Source organism: Nocardia sp. NPDC057455 (assembly GCF_042802775.1).
GTDB lineage: Bacteria > Actinomycetota > Actinomycetes > Mycobacteriales > Mycobacteriaceae > Nocardia.
In genome coordinates this window covers 1-25,452 of the sequence record NZ_JBHVDM010000058.1, presented here as the reverse complement: position 1 = coordinate 25,452, position 25,452 = coordinate 1, and the positions used below count along the sequence as shown (strand labels likewise).

Below are 25,452 nucleotides of genomic sequence, written 5' to 3'. Positions count from 1 at the left end.
GCCACGGTCGCATAGGTGCCGGGTGGCAGGCGTGGCCGCCGTCGAGGCGGGTTCGCCGCTCGCATTTCGTCGTTGCCGGAATGTAGTTCATAGTTGGTGCTCGGGTCCCCACGACTAAGGAGATCATGGTGCCAACCGCGAATTTCGGTACGAAAAACGATCCTGGTTTCGAGCTGGAGCAGAGTCCCGATCTGATCGCGGTGCGCACGCACAGCGGTCGCGGGATCCGGCGGCAATCAGGGTCGGTGCGCACACCGCTCAGCGGTGAACTCGACGACGCGACGTTGGTGCAGGCCTATCCGGAGGCAGGAGTCGAGGTCTATCGGCTGCCCGCGGGGTCGAAGTCGGTGGAGGAACGCAAGCCGGCGCTGGATGCCGCTCCGGAGGTGCGGTTCGCCGGACATGTGCTGGTGGACCCGGTCACCGGGGAGCCGGTGCTCTATACCGAGAACATCTTCGTGAAGTTCGTCGATCACGTCGACCACGAGCATTGTCTCGCCGTTCTGGACGCGGCGAACTTGACTGTGAAGCAGGCGGTTTCGTATGCGACCAACGCCTATTTCACGGCGGCGCCCGAGGGCACCGGCCAGCAGGTCTTCGACATCGCCAACGCGCTGCTGAATCGCGACGACGTCGAGTACTGCCACCCGGAGCTGATTCGGCACCGTGCCAGGAAGACGATTTTCCCGCAGCAGTGGCATCTGAAGAAGACCACCATCGGGGGTGTCACGATCGACGCGCACGCGGCGGTGGAAGCCGCGCATGCGGTTACCCGTGGGGCGGGGGTGACGATCGCCGTGATCGATGACGGTGTCGACATCGATCATCCGGAGTTCGCCGGTGCCGCGAAGATCGTCGCGCCACGGGATGTCACGGCGAAGACCGACGACCCGCGCCCGAAGGACACCTTCGGCACCGGCCCCGACAACGGCGACAACCATGGCACCGCGTGCGCGGGCGTGGCGTGCGCCAACGGCACGGCCGGAGCATCCGGAGTGGCGCCGGAGGCCGCCCTGATGCCGATCCGGCTCGCCTCCGGGCTCGGCTCGCAGGCCGAGGCGGACGCGTTCGGGTGGGCAGCCGATCACGGCGCCGATGTCATCTCGTGCAGCTGGGGCCCCGCCGACGGCAAGTGGTTCCAGCCGAACGATCCGGCGCACAACCGGGTGGTGGCGCTGCCCGCGAGCACCAGGTTGGCGATCGAATACGCCGTCACCAGCGGACGCGGCGGCAAAGGCTGCGTGGTGCTGTTCGCGGCGGGCAACGGCAACGAATCCGTCGACAACGACGGCTACGCGAGTTACGCGAAGGTGATCGCGGTCGCTGCGTGCAACGACACCGGCAAACGCAGTGTCTACAGCGATTTCGGCAAAGCGGTGTGGTGCGCGTTCCCCAGCAGCGACTTCGGGCACCGCCCCTTCGGGCATCCCGACGCCCTCACCCCCGGGATCTGGACGGTGGATCGGCACGGGGCGAACGGCTACAACCCCGGCAGGGCGGCGGCCGGCGACGCGGCGGGCGACTACACCAACGACTTCGGTGGAACGTCCAGCGCGTGCCCGGGCGCCGCCGGGATAGTGGCACTGATGCTGTCGGTGAATCCGGGCCTGACTCGGGACGAGGTGAAGAACCTGCTGAAAGACGCCTGCGACAAGATCGATCCGCAGGGCGGCGGGTACGGGGCGGAAGGGCACAGCGACAAGTACGGATACGGCAGGCTCAACGCGCTCGCCGCCGTGCGGGCGGCTCGGTCCGCCGAGCCCGAGTCCGCCGCGGTGGTCACCGTCGCGGGAGACTGAGGCCGTGGCGGCGGACGGTGTTCAGCTGATCGTGGTGGACGCCGCGAACGTCGTCGGTTCGCGGCCCGATGGGTGGTGGCGCGATCGGCCCGGCGCTGCTCGGCGATTGCTCGAGCGGATGGCCGGGCCGCGGGCGTGGCAAGCGGAACCCGGCGAGGTGATCGTCGTGCTCGAGGGAGCGGCGAAGGCCGCGGTCGACGCGGCGGTGGATCCGGAATTCGGCGGCATGCGCGTGGTGCTCGCGGACGGCTCGGGCGATGACGCGATCGTCGGTGTGGTGGCCGCGGCGCGGGCGGAAGATAGCAGCCGTCCGATCACCGTGGTGACGGCCGACCGGGGACTGCGTGCTCGCGTGGCGGCTGTCGGGGCGGAAACGGTGGGTCCGCACTGGCTTCTCGACCGCCTCGGGGCCTGACGCGGGCTGCGCCCGGAAGTCGGTCTCGCATTGATAGACCTCCGGCGTTTCACCCATCCGTCCAGTCCGTTTTGCGGCACTCTGAGCGGTATGACCGCCTCCGACGTCGTGGGGATGCCGTTGCTCTACCTGGTCGAGATCTCCGAGCCAGGTTACTTCAATCGGCCGTGGTGGAAGATCGCGAGCACCGGCGCGCCGAGTCAGGTGCGCGCCGCGCTCAGCGAACTGGCCGTCCGGGTCGAGCGCGACGTCCAGCGCGCCGGCGGCGCGGGCCGGTGCTGGTATCGCTACGACGTGCGCTGGCCCGACGGCGCGGTGCTCGAATGTTTCCAGGGGGCGATCCGATCGGTGTTGATTCCCGGCGAGTTGCGCTGCCTGGCCGTTGCCTTGACCTCGGCGACGACCGTGGACCTGCGCTCGGCCGAGCGTCCACCGTACTGATTTCGCCGTCGCCCCCAGGCCGACGGGCAGAGCCCCGACGGTATCGGGGCTCTGCGCGTGAATCGGTGGCTCAGTCGAGCAGGGCCGGTTGTTTGGCGCCGTCCTGCTGCGTGGCGCCCTCCGAATTCGGCCGAGTCGCCGTGTGCGCGTCGGCTTGCATCGGGTCGAGGGCGGGATCGATGTCGATCGTGCGGCGTAGCGGGCGGTTGGGCAGCAGCGCCGCCGCGATGAGCGCGACGACCGTCGCGGCCGCGGCGATGAGGAAGATCCGCCCGGTCGCGTCGCCGTAGGCGGCGCGCACGATGGTCGCGATGGGCGCGGGCAGGGCGTCGAGATCCAGATTGCTGCCGCCGGAGGACTTGGTCTGGATGCCGAGCCGGGCGAAGCCCTCCGCGGACAGCTCGCCGACCCGGGTGGCCAGGACCGAACCCAGCACCGAGACTCCGATGGCGCCGCCGAAAGTGCGGAAGAAGGCGACGCTGCTCGACGCTGCGCCGATGTTGTGCACGCTCACCGTGTTCTGCACGGCCAGTACCAGGTTCTGCATCATCATGCCGACGCCGAACCCGACGACGGTGATGTACCCGCCGACCAGCCACAGGCTCGTCGCGTGGTCGATCGTCGAGAGCAAGGCGAATCCGGCGACCAGCAGCGCGGCTCCGGCGACCACGAAACCCTTCCACTTGCCACGCCGGGTGATCAGCTGGCCGGAGCCGACCGAGCCGATCAGCATGCCCGCGACGAGCGGGATGGTCAGCACGCCCGCCGCGGTGGGGGAGTAGCCGCGCGCGGTCTGGAAGTACTGGCCCAGGAAGGTGGTCGCGCCGAACATGCCGACACCGACCGCGATGGAGGCGATGATAGCCAGGCCCGTGGTGCGTTCGGTCACGATCGGCAGCGGGATGATCGGCGACTCGGCGCGGGACTCGACCCACACGGTGGCGAGCAGCAGCAGCACACCGGAAGCGACATACAGTGCCGATTCCCGCGAGATCCAGTCGTAGTAGCCGGCCTTTCCAGCGAACGACACCCAGATGAGCAGTACCGAGACGCCGCCGGTCAGCAGTGCGGCGCCGAGCCAGTCGATCGACACCCCGTCCTTGCGGTCGGTGGGAAGCCGCAGGGTCCGCTGCAAGAGCACCAGCGCGATCACGGCCAGCGGCACGCACACGAAGAAGCACCAGCGCCAGCCCAGCGGGCTGTCGACGATGACACCGCCGAGGACGGGGCCGCCGGACATCGAGACCGCCATCACGGCGCCCATGTACCCGGAGTAGCGCCCGCGTTCCCGCGGCGCGACGATGGAGCCGATGATCGCGACGACGAGTGCGGTCAGTCCGCCCATGCCGATGCCCTGGACGACACGCGCGACCAGCAGCAGGGGGACGTTGTGGGCGAATCCGGCGATCACCGAGCCGATGACGAAGATGACGATGGCCGATTGGACCAGCGCTTTCTTGTTGAACAGATCGGCGAACTTACCCCAGATCGGCGTGGAGGCCGCGTTCGCCAGCAATGCCGAGGTGATGACCCAGGCGTAAGCGGTCTGCGATCCCTGGAGATCGCCGATGATGGTGGGCAGCGCGGTGGCGACGATCGTCGTGCTGAGCAGCGCGGTGAACAGCGCCGCGAGCAGCCCGGTCATCGCTTCCAGCACTTCGCGGTGGGTCATCGCGTACGGGTCGCGTCGCGTCACCGACTCGACTGAACTAGACATCTACTTCCTGACTCTCTTTCGAAACCGGCTGGTGCGCGTGCATCGCACTGCTCTGTGCGTGCGCGGTCAGTGCGTTGCGGAGCTTTTGCACGGCGACGCACGCTCCCTCGGCGTCGTCTTCGCTCCAGTCCGCGAGAACGGTCTGCAAGCTCCGGGCCCGCGAAGCGCGGACGCGGTAGAGCAGATCGCGGCCCTCGTCTGTCACCCGGATGAGGGTGGCCCGCCCGTCGGTGGGATCGGCGTGTCTGCTGATGTAGCCCGCGCCGACGAGCTCGGTGACGTGCCTGCTCAGTGCGCTCGGGCTGATGCACAAGTCCACGGCGAGGTCCACCTGCCTGCACGGGCCTTTGGACTCGAGGGTGCCCAGCACCCCGATGCCACCCGGAAGCAAGTGCCCTTCCTCCGGATGCGCGAGCACGCTACGGATCGCCCGGCCCATCAGATAGAGCTCTTTGATCAGGCTTTGAGCCGTATCGGGTGAGACTGCCATGGCCGCTCCAGACGAGATAAGTTGCTTGCGCTATGCAACTATATAGTAATTGCTTGCGCTAAGCAACTAGTGCCCGGCGGTCTGCTCCGCCGCGCTGGGCGGGCGATCCGTGGGGGTGTAGCAGATTCGCAGCTATCGGAATGCGGAACGGCGGGCGACCACCGACCCCAGGGTGGGTCCGGGCCCACCCCGGGGTTTGCTGGACGGTCCCTGAGGTCTCTATTGCTGCGGTTACGGACGTCGGAGAGTAGTAGCCGACGCCGAAACCGATCCCTACCGAGGAACTACGAGATGCAGCCGACTTTCGTTCACCACGTAAGGCAGCAAATTATCGAATACGGGGAAACCAGGTCCTACACCTACCTGCGTGAGGACGGACGAGGGCTCAGCGAGGAAGTCGTCACCTACCTCGAACTCGACCGCGACGCCAGGGCTGTCGCGGCCTGGCTGGCGGCGCGTCCGGAATCGGCCGAGCCGGTCGTGCTGCTCTATCAGGACGGGCTGATGTTTTTGCGGGTGTTTCTCGGTTGCCTGTACGCCGGGGTCGTGGCCGTTCCCGCGCCTGTGCCGCACGATGCGGGCAGCGCCAGGCGTGTGGCGAATGTGATCGCGGATTCCGGCGCCCGATTGGTACTCACCACAGCGCATTTCCAGCCGCTCGTCGCGGCGGCTACGCCCGTGGCCGTGGTCACCACCGACGGTCGCCTCGGTGACCCCGACACGTGGCAGATGCCCGACATCGACTCCGGGACGATCGCGTTCCTGCAGTACACGTCGGGATCGACCGGCACCCCGAAAGGGGTCGTCGTGACGCACGGCAATCTCATGCACAACGAGGCCGCCATCGCCGCGGGCGGGATGAATGACGAAGGCACAGGCGTGGGTTGGCTTCCGCACTTCCACGACATGGGCCTGATCGGCATGCTGCTCGGGGCGGTGTACGCCGGTGCGAACCTGGTGCTGATGGCGCCGACGACGTTCCTCAAGCGTCCGGTGCGCTGGTTGCAGGCCATCGACAAGTACCGCGCGACGTTCACCGGCGCGCCGAATTTCGCCTACGATCTCATCGCCCGCCGGGTGACCGACGAGCAGTTGGCCGATCTCGATCTCAGCACTCTCGAGATTGCGCTCAGCGGCGCCGAGCCGGTCCGCGAGCAGACCATGACGGCGGTGCTGGAACGTTTCGCACTCGCGGGTTGGCGGCCGACGACGTTTCGGCCTGCCTACGGCCTGGCCGAGGTGACACTGCTCGCCAGTGCGGCATCGACGCCCTCGGCACCCGTCTACCTCGACGTGGGACGCGATGCTCGGCTCGTCGGCTGCGGACCCGCGGCCCGCGGTCTGGACATTCGCATCGTCTGCCCGCACACGCGGCGACAACTGGCGGAGAACACCGTCGGCGAGATCTGGATCCGCGGTGAAAGCGTCGCCGCCGGCTACTGGAATCGTCCCGACGAGACCCGCGAAACCTTCGGTGCTCACCTCGGCAGCGAGGGGCCGTTCCTGCGCACCGGTGATCTCGGCCTGCTTCGTGACGATGAACTGTTCGTCGCGGGTCGCCTCAAGGATCTGTTGATCATCAACGGCCGCAACGTCTACCCCCAGGATGTCGAGGAGCTGGTGCGTGAGCTGCATCCGGCGTTCGCCGACAGTGCAGGCGTCGCCGTATCCGTCGACGCGGGCGGCCGGGAACGACTCGTGGTGCTGCAAGGTGTCAAGACGGCGCTGCAAGGCGACGCCACGCTCGCCGAACTCACCTCGGCGATCAAGGTCGCGGTGTCGCGCGGGTTCGACGTGCCCGCGCCGAACGTCGTTCTCATTCCACCCAGGTCGGTGCACCGCACGACCAGCGGCAAGGTCCAGCGCAGCTCGATGCGGGAGGCGTTTCTCCAGGATCGCGTCGCGGGTGTCCTGCATGAGGATCTCGAACCGGCGCTGAGCCGGTCCATCACCGCCTGATCGATCGAAACCCGCCGAGGAGCCGAAACATGTTCAGCAGCACGATTACTCGTCCGATCGCCATTCAGGACTGGCTGGTGGAACGCGTGGCGGACTACACCGAACGCGCGCCCCACGAGGTGGATCCCGTCGTCCCGCTCGCCGAGCTGGGCATGGACTCCGTCTCTGCGGTGAGCTTGTGCGGCGAGATCGAGGACCGCTGGTTGCTCGAGGTCGACCCGGTGCTGGTCTTCGAGTACCCCACCATCGCCGACATCGCCACCTACATCGCCGCCGAATTCACCCTCGCCGCATGACCGACATCGCCATCGTCGGCCTCGACTGCCGATTCCCCCAAGCGCCCGATCCGGCCACGCTGTGGCGGTTGCTGATGGACGGACGAGATGCGATCTCCGAGGTTCCCGCGAGCCGCTGGAACGCCGCCGACTTCCACGACCCGGCCGGTGCGCCCGGCACGATCAACACTCGCAGCGGCGGCTTCCTCGACGACGCGGACGCGTTCGATGCCGCCTTCTTCGGCATCGCCCCGCGCGAAGCCGAGGCGATGGATCCGCAGCAGCGGTTGCTGCTGCAAGCCACCTGGCGGGCCTTCGAAGACGCCACGCTCGACCCGCGCGCCGAGGCCGGTTCGCGGACCGGGGTCTTCGTCGGGGTTATGGCCAACGAATGGGCCAACTTGCAGATGAGCGACTACGCGGCGATCACGCCGCAGCACGGCTCGGGCAACGGATACTTCATGACCGCCAACCGGCTGTCCTACCAGTTCGACCTGAAAGGACCGAGTGTCGCGGTCGATACGGCCTGCTCGTCGTCCCTGGTCGCGGTCCACCTCGCCTGCTCGGCACTGGCTTCCGGCGAATGCGATCAGGCGGTCGCCGGTGGCGTCAATCTCGTGCTCACGCCCGCCGTCGGGGTGTTCTACACGCAGGCCGGTCTCTCCGCGCCCGACGCCCGATGCAAGCCGTTCAGCGCCGACGCCGACGGGATCGTGCGCGGCGAGGGCGTCGCGGTGCTGGTGCTGCGCCGCCTGGCCGACGCGCAGGCGGCGGGCCTGCCGATCTACGCGGTGATCAAGGGTAGTGCGGTCAATTCCGACGGGCGCAGCAACGGCATCACGGCGCCGAACCGGTGGGCGCAGCAGCAAGTGATCGGCGAGGCGTGCGAGCGCGCCGGCGTACGGCCCGAACAGATGGATTTCGTCGAGGCGCACGGCACCGGCACGGTGCTCGGCGACATGATCGAGGTCAAGGCGCTGGGCCAGCTGCACGGACGAAACCGGCTGCGCCCCTGCGGGATCGGTTCTATCAAGGGCAATCTCGGCCATACCGAGGGCGCCGCGGGTGTGGCGGGCCTGATCAAGGTCGCCCTCAGCTTGCGGCACGGCGTCGTTCCCCCGTCGCGGTTCGCCGAGCAGGAGAACCCGCAGCTGCGGATGACGCAGCAGGGTCTGCGCCTGCTCACCGACCCGATGCCGCTGGAGGGTCCCGGCTACGGCGGAGTCAGCAGCTTCGGCCTCGGCGGCACGAACGCCCACGTCGTGCTGGGCAGCGCCGCTGCCACGGAAAAGACCCCGGCGTCCGGTGGGGGAGTGCTGACGGTGTCGGCGAACGACGCGGAAGGACTGCGGCGCAATGCGGCTCGGCTCGCCGATGCCTTGGCTGCCACCCCGCCGGATCATTTCGCGCAGACGTGCTGGACGAGCAACCACGTCAAATCGTCCGGCCGTGCCCGGCTCGCGATCGTCGCGCCGGATCGAGACACCGCGATCGCGCGGCTGCGTGACGGTGCGGATACCGGAGTGGTGCGACCGATGCGCGTCGGCTGGATGTTCACCGGGCAGGGTTCGCAATTCGCGGGAATGGCACGCGCGCTGGAGGCGGCCAGCCCGTTGTTCCGGCGTGCCTTGGCCGCGGTCGACCAGGCCATGGCGGACCCGCTCGGTCGCTCGGTGCGCGAATTGATGCTCGACGAGCACACCGAGATCGATCGCACCGATCTCGCGCAACCGGCGATCTTCGCGATGGAGTACGCCTTGGCGAAGTCGCTGGCCGACGTCGGCGTCCGTCCGGCCTGGGTGATCGGGCACAGCATCGGCGAATTCGCGGCCGCGGCGGTGGCCGGAGTGTTCGATCTGGACGACGCCTGCCGTCTCGTCGTCGCACGCGGCGAGCTGATGCAGCGGTTGCCCGCGGGCGGTGCGATGCTCGCCGTGCGGGCGGACGCGGCCGACGTCGCAGACATGCTCGCAGACCGGACGGAGATCGCGATCGCCGCCGTCAACGGACCGAAAGAGATCGTGTTGTCCGGCGCCGCCCGGGCGATCACCCGGATACACGAGGCGCTCGCGGCGCGCGGGGTGGGCGCCAAGGCCCTCACCGTGTCGCACGCCTTCCACAGCCCTTCGATGGAACCCATGCTGGAGCGGTTCGCCGCCATCGCCCGCGAATGTGTCTACCGGACACCGGCTCTGCCGCTGTACTCGACCGTGCGCGGTCGCCTGCTCGACGCGACCGAGACGATGGACGCCGCGTACTGGACCGAGCACGTCCGCGCCACCGTCCGCTTCGGCGAGGCCGTCGAGGCCGCGCTCGGGACCGATCCGAGCCATGTCGTCGAACTCGGGCCGCGCCGCGTCCTCGCCGCACTGGTCGGCCGGGTCCGCCCGGATCTCGCGGCGCGCTGCCTGACGCCGAGCCCGGGGCCCGGCGCCACCGGCGGCGAATTCGCCGACACCGTCGCCGCGCTGTATCGCGACGGATTCGATCCCGACTGGGACCGGCTCTACGAACCCGCGCAGCGCGTCCGCCGTCGTCTGCCCGGATACGAGTTCTCCACCGACCAGCGGTTCTGGCTGGAACCGTGCGCCGCCCCCACGCCTTCCGCTCGACCCGAGGAAACCTCCATGGACCAGTTGATCGCCCTCTTCCGTGAACAGAACGCCGTACTGGCGAGTCTCGCGGGCGTTCCGTCCTCCGGGCGCATGCCGCACCAGGCTGACGCCGCACCAGCGGAGGCGCAGCCGATCGCGACCCGGATGACCACGGATGCACCGATTGCCCCGGAAGCTGTCGCCGGCATCATTCGCGCGGAGTTCGCCAGGGTGAGTGGATTCCCGGTCGATCGGCTCCGCGATGCCCAAACCCTGGGCGACGACCTGGGTTTCGATTCGCTGATGCTCACCGACCTGATCGCCGCGCTCGTGCGCAAGCTGCCCGGAGCGATCGTCGATCCGAGCCGGTTCACGCCCACCACGACGCTGGGTGAGGTCATCGCGCACGTCGCGCATCAGGCTGCGCCCGTTGCGCAGCACGCTGCCGGGCCCATGGTTGCCCAGTCACCCGAACCCCGGCGTGCGGTCGTCGAGCCGGAATGCCGAATCTCGGATTTCGCGGAGGTGAAGGCGATCGGCGACCGGTTCTCCGGTCTCGAAGCGCTCGGGCTGTCCAATCCCTACTTCTTGATCAACGACGGCATCACGCGAGACACCTCCGTCATCGACGGTGCGCCGGTGATCAACTTCTCCAGCTACAACTACCTGGGTCTGTCCGGTCATCCGGCGGTCGCCGCCGCCGTGCAGGACGCGGTGGCGCGCTACGGCAGCTCATGCTCGGCCAGCCGGATCCTGTCCGGCGAGAAGCCGGTGCACCGCGAACTCGAGGCCGAACTCGCGGCCCTGCTCGGCACCGAGGACGCCATCGCGCTGGTCGGCGGCCACTCCACGAACGTCACGATCATCGGACACCTGGTCGGCCCGCAAGATCTGGTGATCCACGACAGCCTCGCCCACGACAGCATCATGCAGGGCTGCAAACTGTCGGGCGCGACCCGCCGGCCGTTCCCGCACAACGACCACGCCGCCCTCGACGCACTGCTCAGCGAGATCCGCCACCAGTACCGGCGGGTGCTCATCCTGATCGAGGGCGTCTACAGCCAGGACGGCGACATCCCGGACCTGCCCGCGATCATCGCGGTCAAGAAGAAGCACCAGGCGCTGCTGATGATCGACGAGGCGCACAGCGTCGGTGTGCTCGGCGCGGGCGGCGGCGGGATCGGTGAATACTTCGGCGTCGATCGCGGCGATGTCGAATTGTGGTCCGGGACGACATCCAAGGCGCTCGCCGGGTGCGGCGGGTACGTCGCGGGCAGCGCGGAGCTGATCCGCTACCTGAAATACACGACGCCGGGATTCGTCTACAGCGTCGGCATGACGCCGATGAACGCGGCCGCCTCGGCCGAGGCCATCCGGCAGTTGCGGTCCGAGGGCGAACCGCTGGAACGTTTACGCCGCAACTCCCGGCTGTTCCTGCGACTGGCCCGGGAGGCGGGGGTCGACACCGGTGACAGCCACGACACACCGATCGTCCCGTGCATCGTGGGCGACTCGGCGAAGACGCTGAAATTGTCGAACGCGCTGCTGCGCCGCGGCATCAACGTCAACCCGATCCTGTACCCCGCGGTGCCCGAGCACCTGTCGCGCCTGCGGTTCTTCCTCACCGCCTGCCATACCGATGACCAGATCCGCGAGACGATCAAGATCCTCGCCGAGGAACTGTCCCTACTCGCCGAGAGCTGACGCGCGGCTCGGCTGTCGAACAGACGGTGCGACCAGCGCGTGGCGCTCGCAACAGCTGCGTCGTGTACCGCGACGCGCACCGGACCGCTGTAGCATCAGCCCGAGGTGCCATCGCTCCAGCTCAAGTTGGTAGCGGCGACTTGCTGGGGTCGGGCGGAGGATGAGGACCGAGCACGGTGTCCGCTGCGCGGGCAGCGGTTCGGATGTCGTCGACTGGTGCCGCGCGCGTGTGATCTGCCAGGTGAGGGTTCCAGCGGCGTTTCGGCTCCTGCCGCGTGCGGCCGGTCGACTCCCGAGCCGGGAGTGCACCGTCGCGCCGAGCCGATCGATGCGGGCTACCGCGGTGGACGAGGCCGCCTGCCTCGCTGCCGACCGTAGCGACGCATCGGAGGTAGTGGACAGCCATGATTCGCTCGATCGTGCGAACCGTGCTCGCTCTGACGGTCACCTTGGGTTCGGGGTTCGCGGGCGTCCCGGCGCCCGTAGTCGCGTCGGTGCCGCTGAACGTGTTCGTGACCGGCGGTGAGATCTCCGGTCGCGCCGCCGACGGAGTCGCCGAATACCTCGGCATCCCGTTCGCCGCGCCCACCTCGGGCGAAGCGCGGTTCGGGCCGCCGCGCCCCGTACCGCCGTGGCCCGGCGTGCGCCCCGCGCGCGACCACGGGCCACAGTGCGCACAGAACGGATATCTGCCCGGCCTGCCAGCGATCGGGCAGACCAGCGAAGACTGCCTGACCATCGATGTATACGCGCCGGACCGTGCCCGTGATCGCCCGCTGCCCATCATGGTGTTCTTCTACGGGGGCGGCTATATCAACGGCTCCAACAGTGAATACGACGGTCCCATCCGAATGGTCGCCGACGGCGACGTCATCGTGGTCATCCCCAATTACCGCCTGGGACCGTTCGGGTTCATGTCGCTACCCGAACTGACCGCCGAATCCGGTGGCGCCACTGGAACGGTCGGCATCCAGGACCAGCAAGCCGCTCTGCGGTGGGTGCGCGACAACGCGCGCGGCTTCGGCGGCGATCCCGGCAATGTCACGATCTTCGGTGAGTCGGCCGGCGGCGTGAGCGTCTGCACACACTTCGCTTCACCCGGCTCCGAGGCCCTGTTCGCCAAAGCGATCATCCAAAGCGGCGCCTGCGCGCAAGCGCCGCTGGCGCCTGTCGAGCGTGGCGAGGCCTTCGCGCGCTCGCAGCGCTATGCGGAGCGCGTCGGATGCGGGGATGCCGCAACCCGGCTGGCCTGCTTGCGCGCACTGCCCGTAGCGCGACTCCTGGACGCGCCGAACGTCGAGCCCGACGGACAGACTCCCATCTGGGTGCCGAGCGTCGACGGCGTCGTCATCACGCGGACACTCGACGCGGCTCTGGTGGGGGACACGCGGAAGGTGCCGCTCATTATCGGGACCACCAGCGCCGAAGGTGCGTTGAGCGTCGCCGAAACCGACTATGCCCGCGGCCACGCCCCGGACGCGGCAAGCTACGAACGGTACGTGCGCCGAACTTTCGGCGTCGACGCCGACCGAGTCCTGGCCCGCTATCCGCTCGACCGATACCCCTCACCGGCAGCCGCCCAGGTCGCGGTGATCACCGACAGCCGGTTCGCCTGTCCCGCGCTGTTCACCAGCCGAACGGCGCGCGATGCCGGACATCCGCTGTGGCAGTACGAGGTCGATCAGGCGCCGCTCGGCGACGCCGATCCTGTTCTGCCCGGTGCCTTTCACTCCTCCGAACTCTTCTATCTGTTCACCAGATTCATGGGCGTGCCGATTCCCTGGACCGGTGCGTCCGCCGCTTTCGCCGCGCAAATGCAACGGTGGTGGACCACCTTCGCCCACACCGGTGACCCGAACGCTCCGGGTTCGCCCGAATGGCCGGCCTGGCCGGAGTCGACCGGGCACAGTTCCGACGGACCGGCTCTGATCATGCGGGCGACCGGCAGCGTCATAACGGACGATTTCGCCGCCAGGCACGACTGCGCGTTCTGGGCGGAACTGGACCGCTGAACCTGTCGCCCGCACGCGGCCATGCCGCTTGGTCCCGGCTCGGACCGATCCTCGACGGAGTCGGCGTGCGACTGCTGCTCGTCTCGCCGAGGCTGTGGTGTGGCCGGAGCAGGGCGCGGCCTATCGGCCCTCGGGCAACGAAGCGCTCGACTGTGGTCTGGGATCACAGCGCGGGGTTGCTTCGTCCGCCGCGGCCGGCGACCGCTGGTGCCGGAGCGCGACGGTGCGGAACGGGATCGGCGCGGCCGGGAACGCGCTCATACGGGAATAGGATGATGGTGTTTTCGCGGGAGGTGCGCCGGTCGGGACGTCTGCCTCGATCGGCAGGATTCACGGTGAAACGTTGCAGGTAGGAGCATACTGACGCGATGAACGAATCGGGCGACCGAATCGTGGATACGGCCGAGGGAGCGGTAGCCCGGGTGGTCGGCGCAGGCACACCCCAGACCACGGGAAGCTTCCGGTTCTGGTTCGCCGATCAGCGATGGGAGTGGTCGGACGAGGTCGCCGCGATGCATGGTTACGGGCCCGATTCGGTGGCGCCGACGACCGAGTTGCTGCTCGCGCACAAGCATCCGGAAGACCGGGATCATGTCGCCGAGGCGATCGAGAAGTCGGTCCGCAACGCCGAACCGTTCTGCAGCCGTCACCGCATCATCGACACCGCGGGAGCGCTGCACCACGTCCTCGTGCTGGGCGACACCATGACCGACAAGAACGGCACCGTCGTCGGCAGCGCGGGCTACTACGTCGACCTGACCGCCACCATCGCCGAGGAACGCCAGGATCTGCTCGACGGCACGCTGCCGAAACTGTTCCAGGCCCGCGCGGTGATCGAGCAGGCCAAAGGCGTGCTCATGCGGATCTACCGGATCAACGCCGACCAGGCGTTCCACGTGTTGCAGTGGCGTTCGCAGGAGACCAACGTCAAGTTGCGCGACCTGGCCACTCAGCTCATCGCCGAAATCGACCATCTTCCCCCGGCTCCTCCCGCCGTGCAGACCGCTTTCGATCACATGCTGCTCACGCTGCACGAGCGCATTCCGAAGTCGTGAGGTCCGCCGTCCCTAGCGGCCGCGTAGCAGGGCGCCGGCTCCGTCGCGCAGCGCGGCGACGGCGTCGACCAGGATGATCTCGGCGCCGATCACCAACGCGGCCACCGGCAGGGCTTCGTCGGCGCGGCGCATCTCACCGGCCGAGCCGTTCGTCGCCGGGCCGAGCAATGGGTTCGGAGCGGTCCCGGCCAGCACCAAGCGGTCGCCCAGGGCCGCGCGGTCGAGCAGCAGGCGCTCCACCGTGGCGGCACGCAACGCGGCCGTGGTCGCGGCGAGTCCGGTAACCGCCAGGCCATCCGGACGCGAGATCTCGGTGGCGAAGCGGTCGAGCACCCTACGGTGGCGCAGCGCCGCCACCCGGCGCAGAATCTCGCGGACTTCCGCGTCGAGCGCCTTCGGGTCCGACCCCGGCATCAGCGTGCCTGCTTCGGCCTCGACCACATCCCGCCCTTTCGCGTCGAACGCCGCTCGCAGCTCGGTACGGGCCCGTGCTTCTCCGGCGAGCACGACGACTTCCGCGTGCACGGTGTCGGCCAGCCGGTCCAGTTCGCCGGCGAACTCGCGGATGTTGCGTCGCGTGGTGTTCTCGACCCGCTCCCGGATCGTGCGATGCGCCCAGTCGTCGCGCCGGATCTCCGGCGCCGGATGGCCGACGCTGCGGAGGGTCTCCTGCGTTTCACTGCCGTGGCCGTCGAGCGCGTAGAGTTCCGAGCCCACCCGGTCTACGAGCGCCACGACATGGGGTATTTTCTCCGCCTGCACTTCGATGAGCGGCAGCAGGTAGGGCAGGGGCGACACCCGGACGATCTCGGTGTCCGGCGGGCTCGGCAAGCGCTCGTCGGCGAGCACCTCGGTTTCGTCGGCGATGAGCACTCTGCCGCAGCGCCCGCGCGGCGGCGGGTGCAGTTCGATCGCCTGGGCCAGCAGCCGCCGGATGCGCGGGCGGGCTCCGCTGCGGTCCAGCTCGGCATCGATCGAGCGCCAGCGCAGTTCGGTGCCACGTGCCGCGTCTTCGGTGTCGTGCGAGCTGTCGAAGCAGACCGAGGCGAAGGGACCGTGCTTCCGGATTATCCGGCGGAGGTCGGCCATCGGTATCACCAGGTTTCCCTAGCCGAGAACGCCCACGCCACGGGCCTACGGCAAACATCGGGCATGCACCTGTTCGGCGGGTCTCGATGCCTCGGGTGACCCCGTCGTGTGCCTTCGGCTTCGGTTCGGCGAACCATATTCGGCGGGTACCCGTGGGTCTCCAGCCGAATCAGCCGCCGCAGATCTTCGCGTGGCGCCTTCGCCGGGTGGACCGACCCATTGCGCGCGAGTGGTTTTCGCCCTTTCTGCCGACCGGCGGGTCCCACCGGGTCGCTCCTGATCGGCCGTTGTCGCCGGATCGCCGCCCGATCCGGTCTCCCCGGTCGGTTCGGCGAACGTCCGTAGACCCAGGAGTGGGCATGAGGTCCGCTATACAGCGTCGGCGAGAGCAACGCGCCGATCACACCGCCGTACGGTGGGTACGCGTGGCCACGGGAACCCGAGCGCGGGGCGGCGAGCGCGGACCCGATTCCAGGCGAGCGGGGTGGCGATTTTTCGTCGCGTGCCCTTTTTCGGTTTCGTGTAAGAAAGCCGGTCGAACGTGTATTTCGACTGTTCAGCGGGCCGAATTGTAACCAAGCGACCGCTTGGTGTCTGAATCGTGAACCGTAAAGATCGGTTTGTTACAGGTGGGCTGTGGTAAATGTGGGAGGTATCGGATCGACAGCGCGGTCGTTCCGATAAATGGGGCGAGGAACCCGCGCTGCTCGATGTTCAGCCGATTCGACGCGCTCTGTCGCGAAACCACCGGCGCGCACGAACACGAGGGCTCTCCGCAAGCATGTGCACGGCAACGTGTGCACCAGCGCAGAGGAACGTCATCGTGATCGAGAAACCCGAAGCGCCCGTCGCGGACGACGAAGAACGAGATCGGATCGTATGGCCCGACCCCAGCCCGCTGAGTGGCTGGTGGGCCGAAGTCATGGCTCATCGCCGGATCACCCGGCCACACACCTCCACCGCCGACCCGCGGCACAACTGACCGAACCGGCGGCCTCGTCCGGCCTTCCGTGACGTGCGGACGGCCGGATCCCCGCCATCCTGTGCGCGGCCCGGCCGGCGACAGACGCGGCGGAATCGCGGGCCGTGCGACGTTTTCCGGCGCTTGCGTTCGAATCACGCCTGTGGAAAGAGATTCCCGGCGCAACGAACGTGTCGGCGGTGTGAATATCTTGTTGCGATGGGGGCTCACGCACCGCAAGAATTCGCCGAGCTTTTGCGACATGCACTTCGGGCCTGCGAAATCGAAGGTCCGACCCGAGTTCCGCTGAACCGCCGGGAAGGAACACCTCGCCCCGATCGTCACCTTCCGCGAATTCCGGGCTCGATCGGCGTGCCTGCCGCAATGTTCGCGTCTCTTCCTAGCGTCGGACCGGTGGCTGCTCCATACAAGAGTCTCTGAATGCCAACGGGTTTGGAGTCTGCTTCAATGGGTGGTCACATTCGGCGGAGGACACGGGGGCGTCATGTCCGGCACCAGAGCTGTCTCCTTCCGGGGAGTCGATGTGCTCGAAGATCTGCTGCGCTGGTTGGTACGGCGGCCGCCGCGCGGCGAACGGATGCTGCCGACGGTGGGTCTGGTCGGCGATCTCACCAATGTCGAGGCATGCCTGGACATGTTCGGCGCGGCGCTCGGCTCAGCGGTGCACGTGGCCGTGGATGTCGACGCTCTCGACCCCTTGCCCGACGGCAGTTCCCTGGTCGAGGACACTACGCCGGGGCTGACCGCATTGCGCCAACTGCTCTACAACCTCTGCAAGGGTCTGTCGGCGGACCGCTTCGGGCGCCTGCGTCCGTTGCCTTTTCGGCGCTACCGGTTGGCCGAGTGGTTGATGGCTCGCAAGCTGAGTTCCGACAATGAGCTCGACGAGCTGGCGACGTTGCTGCGCCGGGACTTCGGCCGGTGGGGTGAGGAATTGCTCGGCGAAGCCGAGGCCACGGTGGGCCCGGTGCAGCGAATCGTGTTGGGACTGTTGCGCATCGTGCTGCCCACGGCGGTGTTCCGGGCACGGACCGGCGGCCGGATCCCCGGTGTGGGGCGGGAGTTCCGGTGGTTCATGCGCCAGCAGTACCTGGCGCCCGAACAGTCCAGTCAGTTCGTCGGATTCGCGCACCGCCTCACCGAGGGCGCCCGGCGCCACGAACACGCCGAGCATCTGGCCAAGCTGCTGGTGCACGCCTTTCTCGAAGACCTGCGCGTCGCCTACCACCGGCGCTGGTGGGGTATCAGCGCGGCGCGGCGCACCACCTATCCGGTCGTGATCCTGCGCGCGCTCGACGGCGAAGCCGGTCCCCGGCTGCTCGATCTGATCAACGACGTGCGCAACGAGACCGGCAAGGACGATCCGCTGCTGGTGGTGGCGGGCACCCGGACGCCACCTCCCGGCGTCACCGCGCGCCCGGCGTACCGGGTGCGGCGGTTGTACGAAATCTGGGTGGACGAGTTGCCCGTCGAGCGGCAGCGGCAGCGCCCTCGGGCCTGGCAGCTGTGGTTCAGTGTGCCCGCGACCGGCCCGAACGACGACGAGCCCGACCCGTTCCGGCGTATCGATCCCCCCGATCCGCCGTGGTGGGCGCGGCGGGCGGTGTCGGCGACCGCGCTGTTCCTGGTGGTCGTGCTGGCGATGGCGGCGGCCGGATTCGCGACATGGCGCCCGTGGCGTGCGAGCGCACCCGCATGCGCGACCGGCGCCGCCGACCAGTGGGTACGCGTCGTTCCCGGCGCGGACGGCAGCTGCGTCGGTTTCAGCGCCTACGATCCGGACGATCCCGCGGCCGGCGGACGAGGCTTCCTGTTCGCGAGCGACGAGCCGGGCAGCCGTCGTCTGGTGGAGGTGCAGCGGCGGGTGTATAAGCAGAATCTGCTGGCCGAACAGCTGGCCAGGGAGCAGCCTGCGCGGCCGCTGTTCACCCTGGTCTATTTCGGTCAGCTCGCCGGTGTTCCGGGCGATTACCCGGCGCAGAGCGAGGACATCGAGGGCTTGGCGCTGGCGCAATACAGCGCGCTGGTGTCGGTCGCGTCGTCCGACGCCCTCACACCCGACACCGTCCCGCTGATCCGGCTGCTGCTCGCGAACACCGGTCCGGCCAATCTGCAAGGTCCGCAGGTCATCGATCTGCTGACGCCGCTGATCCGCGCCGAGCCGGGCATCGTCGGGGCGATCGGGCTCGACCAGAGCCGGACCGCGACGCTGAGCATGATCAATTCGCTGACCGGCCTCGGCATTCCGATGGTGGCGCCGAGCCTGTCGGCCGACGAGATGGTGCGGTCCTCGCCGCTGTACTTCCAGATCGCCCCGCCGAACCACGCGATCGCCGAGATGATCGAGCAGTACCTGAACTCGCTTCCCGGATCGGCCGGGCGCGGAGTACGGATCTACCACCGGCGCGACCCGACCGATCTCTACACCGAGAACATGGCGGCGGACCTGCATATCCTCGGCAGGGGCGGGCGAAGGATCTGGGACGGCTCCTGGGACGTGCGCGAGGCCTTCACCGGGCCGGACAACACCGACGCGTGCGACGAGGTGCTGTTCTTCGCCGGCCGGGATTCGGAATTCCCCGACTTCCTGCAGAGCCTCAACAGAGCATGTGGCGACCAGCGGGTGCTGTTGATCGCGGACGATTCGGTCAACCGGTTCATGGCCAGCGCGGACCGGCGCAGGGCGGCCAACAGCGCGCGCCCGTTGATCTACGTGGCCAAAGCGAGCCTGGTGACCTGCCGGAACAAGGGCCAGGGATGGCGCAGCCGGGTCGAGTTCTACAACCTGGCCACCACCGTGGATCCGGACATCCCGAGCTGGAACGCGTGCGCCGAAGCCGACAAACCGCTGGGCGAGCGCGTCCAGCTGCATCCGCTGGGGGAGCGGGTCGCGCTGACCTACGACGCGGTCGGATTGTTCGTTCGCGCCGTGCAGGCGCTGGCCCCTGCCGTGTCGGGCGTGTGGACCGAGCCGATCCCGATCAGCGCGGCCGCGGTATGGGCCGCGCTGCGTGACCTACCCCGGCAACCGGCCATCGAATCCAGCAGCGGCGTGCTGGACTTCTCGGTCAGTCAGGGCGCCCACGCGGGGCGGGTGGCGCACGACAAGTGGGTCGGCATGCTCAGTGTGGAGCAGATCTGGGATCCCTCGACCACCGCCGAGCCCGTGATGATCTACGGCTGTGGCCGGGCCACCGCCGACGACACCGCACAGTGTCGTCCCTACCCGCTCGGCGGCGGCTGACCGGCCTCGGCGCGACCCGGTTCCGCGGTCGCGCTGAGCGGCTCGGCCAGTTCCTCCAGCGACCGGCCTTCGGCTCGCACGCCGTAGGCCAGTTCGACCAACCCGGCCGCGAACATGGCGAGCGCGCCGATGACGAACGCCAAGGCGGTCTTCCCGGGCTCGCCATCGGCGGTCAGCTCGGCGAACACCAACGGCCCCGCGACGCCGCCCGCGACGGTGCCGATCGCGAAGAAGAAGGCGATGGCCATGGCGCGGGTCTCCATCGGGAAGATCTCGCTGACGGTCAGGTAGGCCGCGCTGGCACCACACGACGCGACGAACAGCACGGCGGTCCAGCACGCGGTGAGGGTCGTCGCGGTCAGGTGGCCCCCCGCGAAAAGCCATGCGGTGCCGAGCAACAGCACGGCCGAACCGAGGTAACTGCCCGCGATCATCGGCTTGCGCCCGACCGTGTCGAACAGTTTGCCCAGCAGCAGCGGGCCGAGGAAGTTGCCGAAGCAGAGGACCGCGAAGTAATAGCCGACCCGGTCGTCCGGAATGCCGAAGGATCTGGACAGGATCAGCGCGTAGTTGAACGTGATGGCGTTGTAGAGGAATGCCTGTCCGATGAACAACGACAAACCGAGCACGCCGCGCCGTGGATAGCGCCGCACCATCACCGCCGCGATCTCGCGGAAGGATATGGACCGCCGCTGCCGGATCTGGATCCGCTGATCGGAGACGTCCGTCAGGGCGGTGCCCGAGTCCGTTCGGACGCGCTCCTCGATCGCGGTGACGGTGCGCTCGGCGTCGTCTTCGTGACCGTGGATGAACTGCCAGCGCGGACTCTCCGGGACGTGCCTGCGCACCAGCAGGATCACCAGTCCGAACACGGCGCCGAGCGCGAAGGTCAAGCGCCAGCCCACATTCGGCGGGAAGAGGTCGGTGTCGAGCGCGACGATGGACAGCAGCGCACCGCCGACGGCGCCGAGCCAGTAGGTGCCGTTGATGACGATGTCGATGCGCCCGCGGTACTGCTTCGGGATCAGCTCGTCGATGGCGGAATTGATCGCCGCGTACTCGCCGCCGATGCCGAACCCGGTGAGGAACCGGAAGAAGACGAACCACCACATCGAGAACGACAGCGCCGTCATCGAGGTCGCGAAAAGGTATACGGCGAGGGTGATCAAGAAGAGCTTCTTGCGGCCGAATCTGTCGGTCAGCCACCCGAAGAAGAGCGCGCCGGAGCCCGCGCCGGCGACGTACATGGCCGCGGCGAGACCGGAAACCTGTGCCGCCGTGATGTTCAGGCCACTGCCGGGTTGCGACAGCCGGGCGGCCACGCTGCCGACGACGGTCACTTCGAGCCCGTCGAGGATCCAGACGGATCCGAGTCCGATCACGATCATCCAATGCCACCGCGACCAGGGCAGACGATCCAGCCTGGCCGGGATGTCGGTCGATATGGTCCGCACGGATCACCCCTTCGGAAGACTGCCGGTCGGATACCCCGAGCCGCCCCGGCCAACCGCGCCGTGGGCTAGGCTTGGATCCTGAGTGAAACGTGTTCTAGAAAGTGGCCCGCCGATGAAGACGATCTATGCGCTGTGGGGCGTGCGTGACTTGCTCGCGGCGGATCCGGCCCTGCGACTGACAGAGGCCGCCGCGGTGCAGGCGAACATCGCGGACGCGGCGGTCGAGTCGGCCATGCTGCGCATCACGACCTTCGACGCGCCGGTGCAGGCCGTCGTCAGCGTCTGGTGGGACGGGACGCCGCGCCCGGACGTGGCGGAGCGGGCGCTGAGCGCCGTGGCCGAGCGGGTGGCGGGCTGGCACGTCGAGGAGGCGACTCCGATTCCGCCGCCGGTCACCGCCGTGCGCGAGCGGGCACCGGGGCTGGCGAACATCGCGTTTCTGCGCAAGCCGGAGAACATGGCGCAGGCCGAGTGGCTGGACCGCTGGCGCAACCACCACACCGCGATCGCCATCGAGACCCAGGCGACGTTCGGCTACGTGCAGAACGTCGTGACCGGCCCCGCCACGGCCGGTGCGCCGGACATCGCCGGGATCGTGGAGGAGTTGTTCCCGATCGAGGCGCTCACCGATCCGCACGCGTTCTACGGCAGCGGCGGCGACGCGGCGGAGCTGGCACGGCGCATCGAGCGGCTGATGACCAGCGTCGCGATTTTCGGCGGCGACCGGAACCTGGATGTCGTGCCCACCAGCCGGTATCGGCTGCGCTGAGTGGTTCAGCGGCCGGGGGAGCGTTCGGCCGATTCCCGCAGTGCGACTCGCGCGGCGCGCACGGCGGGATGGTCGCCCGCGCCGCGCCGACAGGCGAGGCGGGTTCGCCGTCGCGTCGGCAGCGCGCCGAGCGTGACACCCGGGGGACAGTCCCGCGTCCCGAATTCCGGGACGAGGGCGACGCCTTGCCCGGCGGCGACGAGCGCGAGCACGGTGCCGAAGTCGTCGGCGTGATGCCGGATTCGGGGCGTGAATCCCGCTGCCTCGCAAGCGCGTACGGTCATCGTGTGGCACAGCGTGCCGGGAGTGCTCGCGATCCAGGCACTTTCGCGCTGCGTGGCGAGCGGTGCGGCCGAACGCGCCGCGAGATAGATGATCTCCTCGAACAGCGGCTCGCTGTGCAACGCGGGATCGGCGGGGACCGGCACGTAGTCGTACTCCTGGATCAGGGCGACATCCAGCGTCTCGGCGCGCAGCGCGTCGGGCGCCAGCGCCGGATCCAATTCGGTCACCCGCAGCTCCAGGCGGGGATGCGCACTGCTCAGTGCGACGAGTGCGGGGGAGAGGATGGTGCGCACCGCCGTGGGGAACGCTCCGATGCGGAGTGTTCCGGTGAGTTCGGTGCGGGTGGTGGCCAGTTCGGCGCGGGCCTGTTCGAGCACCGCGAGAATCCGCTCGGTGTGCTGGACGAGGGCCATGGCCGCCGGGGTCAGCGTCACCCGCCGGCCGGTTCGCGCCAGCAGCGGCACACCCGCCTCCCGCTCCAGGGCGGCGAGCTGCTGCGAGACCGCCGAAGGTGTGTAGGCGAGGGCCTCCGCGACCGCGACGATCGTCTCGCGATGGGACAGTTCCCGCAGCAGGCGCAGTTTCCGGACATCGAGCATAAGTCGAGCTTATGGTCTACGACAGAAACGTGAACTGGATCTGATGCTTTGCTGCGGTCAGGCTGGTCGCCATGACACTCGCAGGCCTTTTCGTCCCCTTGATCACGCCGTTCACGGCCGATGGCGCACTCGCCGCCGACGCGCTGGAGCGGCTCGCGCGCGAGGTGCTCGACGACGGAGCGACCGGCATCGTCGCGCTCGGCACCACCGGGGAGCCCGCGACGCTGACGGCCGCGGAGCGGGCGCGAGTGGTCGCCATCTGCGCGAGTGTCTGCCGGGAACGCGAGGCGCCGTTGCTGGTCGGCGTGGGATCGAACTCGACGGCCGCTTCCGTCGAGGCGCTCGCCGGTCTCGATCCGCGCAGCACCGCGGCGCTCACCGTGGTCCCGTACTACACGCGCCCGTCCGAGGCGGGCGTGCTCGCGCATTTCCGCGAGCTCGCCGCGGCGTCCCCGGTGCCGTTGGTCGTTTACCACATCCCATATCGGACCGGGCTTTCCCTCGGCGCCGACACCTTGCTCGCGCTCGCGGATATGCCCGAGGTCATCGGCCTGAAGCACGCCGTCGGCGCCATCGACGAGGCCACCATCGCGCTGATGAGCGCGCGGCCCGCCGATTTCGCCGTGCTGGCCGGCGACGACCTGTTCGCCGCGCCGCTGCTGGCCCTCGGCGCCTCCGGTGCGATCGCGGCCTCGGCCGCCGTACACACCTCGTTGTTCGCGGCCCTGGTCGCCGCGTGGCGCACCGGTCCGGTCGAGGTGGCGCGGTCGCTCGGTCACCGGCTGGCGGTGCTGTCGGCCACGTTGTTCGCCGAACCCAATCCCACGGTGATCAAAGCCGTGCTCGCGGCGCAGGGCCGCATACCGAGTGCCGCGGTCCGGCTGCCGTTGCTGCCCGCGAGCGAGGCCGCGACTCGTGCCGCCTTGTCCGTGCTCGCCGAATTCTCGACACCAGGAAATAGGAATGACTGGTGTTGCGGCCACGAAGGTGCCACGCTTAAGCGGTGACACATCCTCCGGATACCCAGGCGGCTGGGCCCGACCCGTCGGCCGACAAACTGGACGCGGCCGTCTTCAAGGTCGCGGGCGTGGTCGTGCTCGGCGCGATCATGTCGATTCTCGACATCACCGTCGTCAGCGTCGCGATCCCGACCTTCCAACGCGAGTTCGACACGAGCTACGCCATCGCGGCGTGGACGATGACCGGCTATACGCTCGCGCTGGCCACCGTGATCCCGCTGACCGGGTGGGCGGCCGACCGCTTCGGCACCAAGCGGCTGTACATCATGGCCCTCACCTTCTTCGTGCTCGGCTCACTGCTGTGCAGCACGGCGTGGAACATCGAATCGTTGATCGCCTTCCGGGTGATCCAGGGCCTCGGCGGCGGCATGCTGATGCCGCTGGGCATGACGATCATGACCCACGCCGCCGGTCCGCAGCGAGTCGGCCGGGTGATGGCGGTGCTCGGCGTGCCGATGCTGCTCGGCCCGATCGGCGGCCCGATCCTGGGCGGCTGGCTGATCGAGCACTTCAGCTGGCACTGGATCTTCTTGATCAACCTGCCGATCGGCGTTGTCGCCTTGGCGCTCGCGGTCATCTTGCTGCCCGGCGACAAGCCGGAGCCGTCGGAGTCGTTCGACTTCATCGGCATGCTGCTGGCCTCGCCCGGCCTCGCGCTGTTCCTGTTCGGCGTCTCCTCCATCCCGGAGGAGGAGACGGTGCTCGCGGCGAAGGTGCTGATCCCGGCCGTGATCGGCGCGGTGCTGATGGCCGCGTTCGTGTTCCACGCGCTGCGCACCGAGCACCCGCTGATCGATCTGCACCTGTTCCGCAACCGGTCGCTGACCTTCGCGGTGCTCACGATGGTGCTGTTCGCTATCGCGTTCTTCGGCGCGGGCCTGCTGCTGCCGACCTACTTGCAACAGGTGCGCGGTGAGTCGGCGCTGCAAGCCGGTCTGCTGATCGCACCGCAGGGCATCGGCGCGATGCTCAGCATGCCGATCGCGGGCCGTTTCGTGGACAAGATCGGTCCGGGCAAGATCGTGCTCGTCGGTATCGTGCTGATCTCGATCGGGACGGCCTACTTCATCCAGCTCGACGCGAACAGCTCGTATCTCCCCATGATCGGCGCCCTGTTCGTGATGGGCCTCGGCATGGGCTGCACCATGATGCCGATCATGACCGCGGCGATCCAGACCCTGACCCACCAGCAGGTGGCTCGCGGGTCGACGCTGATGAATATCGTCAACCAGACCGCGGGTTCGATCGGCACGGCGACGATGTCGGTGGTGCTGACCAACCTGCTGAACAACCAGCCGCTCGCGCGTCCGGCGGTCGCGGCGAACTTCGATCCCGCCGTGGCGAGCCAGCTTCCTCCGGGGGCCGTCGACGCCGGTCTGCAGCAGGCCGCGGAAGCGTTCAGTCACACCTATGTGGTGGCGCTGGTGCTGATCGTGCTCACCTTGATCCCGGCGTCCTTCCTGCCCCGCACGAAGCCGAAGAACCCGGAGGCTCTCGACGCCGCGACGGTGGAGCACGCGAAACACGGCGCGTCACGAGATCGCCTGAAG

18 protein-coding genes are annotated in these 25,452 nt (G+C 68.5%); 13 read left to right on the top strand and 5 right to left on the bottom strand.

The annotated features are described in order from the left end of the window. Positions 1-128 precede the first annotated feature (128 nt). The 3 genes from ACFU5M_RS22455 to ACFU5M_RS22445 all read left to right on the top strand — a co-directional run bounded on the left by ACFU5M_RS22455 (position 129) and on the right by ACFU5M_RS22445 (position 2,655). Complete coding sequence (locus ACFU5M_RS22455) at positions 129-1,799, top strand: S8 family serine peptidase (RefSeq protein WP_379052344.1); 1,671 nt, start codon at positions 129-131, stop codon at positions 1,797-1,799. 4 nt (positions 1,800-1,803) lie between these two features. Continuing rightward, the gene (locus ACFU5M_RS22450; protein ID WP_379052343.1) at positions 1,804-2,214 is read left to right on the top strand and encodes a hypothetical protein; all 411 of its coding nucleotides are present in this window, start codon (positions 1,804-1,806) and stop codon (positions 2,212-2,214) included. Between the two features lie 90 nt (positions 2,215-2,304). Continuing rightward, positions 2,305-2,655 carry a hypothetical protein gene (locus ACFU5M_RS22445; protein ID WP_379052340.1) on the top strand — a complete coding sequence of 117 codons (351 nt, stop codon included), beginning with the start codon at positions 2,305-2,307 and terminating at the stop codon, positions 2,653-2,655. A gap of 70 nt (positions 2,656-2,725) precedes the next feature. Here ACFU5M_RS22445 and ACFU5M_RS22440 read toward each other — a convergent pair whose 3' ends face one another. Next, a complete protein-coding gene (locus ACFU5M_RS22440) occupies positions 2,726-4,372 on the bottom strand; it encodes an MDR family MFS transporter (RefSeq protein ID WP_379052338.1) in 1,647 nt (548 codons plus the stop codon). Further along, the gene (locus ACFU5M_RS22435) at positions 4,365-4,862 is read right to left on the bottom strand and encodes a MarR family winged helix-turn-helix transcriptional regulator (RefSeq protein ID WP_379052336.1); all 498 of its coding nucleotides are present in this window, start codon (positions 4,860-4,862) and stop codon (positions 4,365-4,367) included. The genes ACFU5M_RS22440 and ACFU5M_RS22435 overlap by 8 nt, the downstream gene beginning before the upstream one ends. 291 nt (positions 4,863-5,153) lie before the next feature. Here ACFU5M_RS22435 and ACFU5M_RS22430 point away from each other — a divergent pair, with 291 nt between their 5' ends. The 5 genes from ACFU5M_RS22430 (at position 5,154) to ACFU5M_RS22410 (ending at position 14,461) form a co-directional block, all read left to right on the top strand. Next, positions 5,154-6,821, top strand: a complete 1,668-nt coding sequence (locus ACFU5M_RS22430; protein ID WP_379052333.1) for a fatty acyl-AMP ligase — start codon at positions 5,154-5,156, stop codon at positions 6,819-6,821. 29 nt (positions 6,822-6,850) lie between these two features. Beyond that, on the top strand, positions 6,851-7,117 hold the full coding sequence (locus tag ACFU5M_RS22425; RefSeq protein WP_379052330.1) for an acyl carrier protein: 267 nt from the start codon (positions 6,851-6,853) through the stop codon (positions 7,115-7,117). Beyond that, on the top strand, positions 7,114-11,394 hold the full coding sequence (locus ACFU5M_RS22420) for an aminotransferase class I/II-fold pyridoxal phosphate-dependent enzyme (protein WP_379052327.1): 4,281 nt from the start codon (positions 7,114-7,116) through the stop codon (positions 11,392-11,394). The genes ACFU5M_RS22425 and ACFU5M_RS22420 overlap by 4 nt, the downstream gene beginning before the upstream one ends. A 404-nt stretch (positions 11,395-11,798) precedes the next feature. Then, a complete protein-coding gene (locus ACFU5M_RS22415; protein WP_379052324.1) occupies positions 11,799-13,406 on the top strand; it encodes a carboxylesterase/lipase family protein in 1,608 nt (535 codons plus the stop codon). 368 nt (positions 13,407-13,774) lie between these two features. Further along, positions 13,775-14,461, top strand: a complete 687-nt coding sequence (locus tag ACFU5M_RS22410; protein WP_379052322.1) for a PAS and ANTAR domain-containing protein — start codon at positions 13,775-13,777, stop codon at positions 14,459-14,461. A 12-nt stretch (positions 14,462-14,473) separates the two neighbouring features. Here ACFU5M_RS22410 and ACFU5M_RS22405 read toward each other — a convergent pair whose 3' ends face one another. Continuing rightward, positions 14,474-15,550: a hypothetical protein gene (locus ACFU5M_RS22405; protein WP_379052319.1), complete on the bottom strand. Its 1,077-nt coding sequence runs from the start codon at positions 15,548-15,550 to the stop codon at positions 14,474-14,476. 823 nt (positions 15,551-16,373) lie between these two features. Here ACFU5M_RS22405 and ACFU5M_RS22400 point away from each other — a divergent pair. Together ACFU5M_RS22400 and ACFU5M_RS22395 are read left to right on the top strand one after the other, a co-directional pair. Then, positions 16,374-16,532, top strand: a complete 159-nt coding sequence (locus ACFU5M_RS22400; protein ID WP_157106603.1) for a hypothetical protein — start codon at positions 16,374-16,376, stop codon at positions 16,530-16,532. 484 nt (positions 16,533-17,016) lie between these two features. Next, entirely contained in the window at positions 17,017-19,776 is a 2,760-nt protein-coding gene (locus ACFU5M_RS22395) for a hypothetical protein (RefSeq protein WP_379052317.1), read from the top strand. Here the strand turns inward: ACFU5M_RS22395 and ACFU5M_RS22390 are convergent. Continuing rightward, positions 19,755-21,230 (bottom strand): MFS transporter, encoded by a 1,476-nt coding sequence (locus ACFU5M_RS22390; RefSeq protein WP_379052315.1) that lies wholly within the window; start codon positions 21,228-21,230, stop codon positions 19,755-19,757. The genes ACFU5M_RS22395 and ACFU5M_RS22390 overlap by 22 nt on opposite strands. A 112-nt stretch (positions 21,231-21,342) precedes the next feature. Between ACFU5M_RS22390 and ACFU5M_RS22385 the strand changes: the two genes are divergently transcribed. Then, positions 21,343-21,999, top strand: coding sequence for a hypothetical protein (locus ACFU5M_RS22385; RefSeq protein ID WP_379052312.1), 657 nt, complete (start codon positions 21,343-21,345; stop codon positions 21,997-21,999). A 5-nt stretch (positions 22,000-22,004) separates the two neighbouring features. On the opposite strand, the gene ACFU5M_RS22380 is transcribed toward ACFU5M_RS22385, so the two are convergent. Further along, a complete protein-coding gene (locus ACFU5M_RS22380; RefSeq protein ID WP_379052310.1) occupies positions 22,005-22,883 on the bottom strand; it encodes a LysR substrate-binding domain-containing protein in 879 nt (292 codons plus the stop codon). A 71-nt stretch (positions 22,884-22,954) separates the two neighbouring features. Here ACFU5M_RS22380 and dapA point away from each other — a divergent pair, with 71 nt between their 5' ends. Beyond that, complete coding sequence (dapA, locus tag ACFU5M_RS22375; protein ID WP_379052308.1) at positions 22,955-23,890, top strand: 4-hydroxy-tetrahydrodipicolinate synthase; 936 nt, start codon at positions 22,955-22,957, stop codon at positions 23,888-23,890. Beyond that, on the top strand, positions 23,887-25,452 hold a 1,566-nt coding region (locus ACFU5M_RS22370; protein WP_379052306.1), incomplete at its 3' end, for a DHA2 family efflux MFS transporter permease subunit. The genes dapA and ACFU5M_RS22370, both read left to right, overlap by 4 nt.

What these genes read in the sequence shown, in the direction of transcription:
- ACFU5M_RS22445 (WP_379052340.1), top strand. Translation starts at nt 2,305, where the DNA reads ATGACCGCCTCCGACGTCGTGGGGATGCCGTTGCTCTACCTGGTCGAG.
- ACFU5M_RS22440 (WP_379052338.1), bottom strand. Translation starts at nt 4,372, where the DNA reads ATGTCTAGTTCAGTCGAGTCGGTGACGCGACGCGACCCGTACGCGATG.
- ACFU5M_RS22435 (WP_379052336.1), bottom strand. Translation starts at nt 4,862, where the DNA reads ATGGCAGTCTCACCCGATACGGCTCAAAGCCTGATCAAAGAGCTCTAT.
- ACFU5M_RS22430 (WP_379052333.1), top strand. Translation starts at nt 5,154, where the DNA reads ATGCAGCCGACTTTCGTTCACCACGTAAGGCAGCAAATTATCGAATAC.
- ACFU5M_RS22425 (WP_379052330.1), top strand. Translation starts at nt 6,851, where the DNA reads ATGTTCAGCAGCACGATTACTCGTCCGATCGCCATTCAGGACTGGCTG.
- ACFU5M_RS22420 (WP_379052327.1), top strand. Translation starts at nt 7,114, where the DNA reads ATGACCGACATCGCCATCGTCGGCCTCGACTGCCGATTCCCCCAAGCG.
- ACFU5M_RS22415 (WP_379052324.1), top strand. Translation starts at nt 11,799, where the DNA reads ATGATTCGCTCGATCGTGCGAACCGTGCTCGCTCTGACGGTCACCTTG.
- ACFU5M_RS22410 (WP_379052322.1), top strand. Translation starts at nt 13,775, where the DNA reads ATGAACGAATCGGGCGACCGAATCGTGGATACGGCCGAGGGAGCGGTA.
- ACFU5M_RS22405 (WP_379052319.1), bottom strand. Translation starts at nt 15,550, where the DNA reads ATGGCCGACCTCCGCCGGATAATCCGGAAGCACGGTCCCTTCGCCTCG.
- ACFU5M_RS22395 (WP_379052317.1), top strand. Translation starts at nt 17,017, where the DNA reads ATGTCCGGCACCAGAGCTGTCTCCTTCCGGGGAGTCGATGTGCTCGAA.
- ACFU5M_RS22385 (WP_379052312.1), top strand. Translation starts at nt 21,343, where the DNA reads ATGAAGACGATCTATGCGCTGTGGGGCGTGCGTGACTTGCTCGCGGCG.
- ACFU5M_RS22380 (WP_379052310.1), bottom strand. Translation starts at nt 22,883, where the DNA reads ATGCTCGATGTCCGGAAACTGCGCCTGCTGCGGGAACTGTCCCATCGC.
- dapA (WP_379052308.1), top strand. Translation starts at nt 22,955, where the DNA reads ATGACACTCGCAGGCCTTTTCGTCCCCTTGATCACGCCGTTCACGGCC.